The organism is Enterobacter cloacae complex sp. SYL001, assembly GCF_049237025.1.
In the GTDB taxonomy this organism is placed as follows: Bacteria; Pseudomonadota; Gammaproteobacteria; order Enterobacterales; family Enterobacteriaceae; genus Enterobacter; species Enterobacter intestinihominis.
Genome location: NZ_JBMKJI010000057.1, coordinates 1 through 1903 on the forward strand (window position 1 = coordinate 1; position 1903 = coordinate 1903).

Sequence of the window (1903 nt, forward strand, 5' to 3'; positions counted from 1 at the left end):
AAGCAACACCGACAGGGATGGATTTCAGAACCAGAGAAAGAAAATAAAATGCGATGCCATAACCGATTATGACAACGGCGGAAGGGGCAAGCTTAGTAAAGCCCTCGGTGCGGCGGACATTATCCGCGAACAGGCTGAACAGCACGGCATTGCGCGGGTAACGGATGTCTGGCTGGAAGTCGGCGCACTGGCGGATGTTGAGGAGAGTGCACTGCATTTCTGTTTTGATATCGCCTGCCGTGATACCGTGGCGCAGGGCTGCACACTGCATATTGATGTTATCCCGGCACAGGCATGGTGCTGGGATTGCAGCCGTGAGGCCGAAATCATGCAGCACGCCGGATGCTGTCCGCACTGCGGCAGTGAACGGCTGCGCATCAGTGAAGGTGATGATTTGCGGGTAAAAAGCCTGGAAGGTGAGTGAGTTTTACGCCGCCGCCGTATTCAGCAGCCAGCGGGCGAATTGCTGCATGGCCGGGGTTTCCGTACGGGACTGTAACCGCGTCAGCCAGTAGCCGCCGAGGGTGATTTCTGCGGCAAACGGCTGTACCAGTGCGCCTGACTGTAACAGGCGGCTGAACATACATACCGGTGCGATCGCTACCCCGGCACCCAGTTGTGCCGCCTCGGCCATGGCCAGTGAGGTATCGAACACCATTACCGGCTGTGACGGGGAAGGCGGTGTGCCGCCCGCACAATCCAGCCAGCGGCTCCATTCATCCCGGCGGAATGAGCGCAGCAGGGTAAAGCGGTGAACATCATCCGGCTGCTGTAACTGTTCTGCAATGGCCGGTGAGCACAGCGGAGCGTGTGGTGCACTGAAAATCAGTTCCGCATCTGACTCATGCCACGCGCCGTTACCGAAACGGATCGTATAATCATGCCCTTCCGCCGCCGGGTCCACATGATTGTTATGGGTGGAGATATGCAGATCAATATGCGGATGGCTGTCATAGAATCCGGCCAGACGCGGCAGCAGCCAGCCTGCGGCAAATGTTCCCACCGCACCGACTTTCACCCGCTCACGGAACTGCCCGTGAGAAAAACACTCCAGAGTATCCGCAATCCGGTCAAACGCCTCATTGAGCACCGGCAGTAATCCCTCACCTTCATGGGTCAGCACCAGCCCGCGCGAGACGCGGGTAAACAGCACACAGCCGAGTTGTTCTTCCAGCGCCCTGACCTGCTGGCTGACGGCGGCATGGGTGACATTCAGCTCAATCGCCGCGCGGGTAAAACTGAGATGACGGGCGGCGGCCTCAAAGGCGCGCAGCGGGTTAAGGGGGAGATAACGTCTGACCATAATCCACCTGTAAGTTTTTCTTTAGGGCAGTTGAGTCTTCATAATGCCTCCTTTGAAGGGAAGGTATAACGTCGGCTGCGGCAGCAGAGAAACGGCATTCCGGCGGTAATACTCTGCTATAGCAGAATCTGCCTTGTTGTAGCGCGGAACTCAAGTGATATTTGCCTCTTGTGTTTGCATTCGAGCTAATCCGGCAGCACTATTACTCCCAAGGGTTCCAGCAGTTGCTCCTGTTGCCAGGCACAGATCTTGACTCCTTCGAGGTTGACCCGTCTGGGGTCGAGCCCATCCAGATCGGCAAAGGTCAGGTCACAGCCCCGCAGATTGACCTGTTGCCAACAGTCGCGGGAGAAGGTGCCGCGGCTGAGATCTGAGCCCATCAAGGAAGCGCCGCTGAGATTGGCATTGCTCCAGTTGTTTTCAAACAGCTCGCATTTTTCCAGGCATTGGCCACTCAAGTTGGTATAGGCCAGGTTGCAACCTGAGATATAAGCCGAGCAGAAGTACATCTTATGGCTGACTTGATTGTAGAAGCGGGCCCGGGAAAAGTTGGCGCCCTTGAGATCGCACTCCCTGAACTCTATGCCAAAGCAGTTGGCA

The 1903-nt window shown here is 56.6% G+C and carries 4 protein-coding genes; 1 reads left to right on the top strand and 3 read right to left on the bottom strand.

Annotated features, from left to right (window positions below):
• Window positions 1–166, bottom strand: a 166-nt coding sequence (locus tag ACOTZP_RS23780; RefSeq protein WP_421625687.1) for a DMT family transporter, incomplete at its 3' end; no start/stop codon positions are given.
• On the opposite strand from ACOTZP_RS23780, the gene hypA reads away from it, so the two are divergent.
• Window positions 119–424 (top strand): hydrogenase maturation nickel metallochaperone HypA, encoded by a 306-nt coding sequence (gene hypA, locus ACOTZP_RS23785; RefSeq protein WP_050583588.1) that lies wholly within the window; start codon window positions 119–121, stop codon window positions 422–424. The genes ACOTZP_RS23780 and hypA overlap by 48 nt on opposite strands.
• A 3-nt stretch (window positions 425–427) precedes the next feature.
• Here hypA and ampR read toward each other — a convergent pair whose 3' ends face one another.
• Window positions 428–1303: a LysR family transcriptional regulator AmpR gene (gene ampR / locus ACOTZP_RS23790; RefSeq protein WP_004193231.1), complete on the bottom strand. Its 876-nt coding sequence runs from the start codon at window positions 1301–1303 to the stop codon at window positions 428–430.
• A gap of 185 nt (window positions 1304–1488) precedes the next feature.
• Window positions 1489–1903, bottom strand: a 415-nt coding sequence (locus ACOTZP_RS23795; protein WP_421633795.1) for a Qnr family pentapeptide repeat protein, incomplete at its 5' end; no start/stop codon positions are given.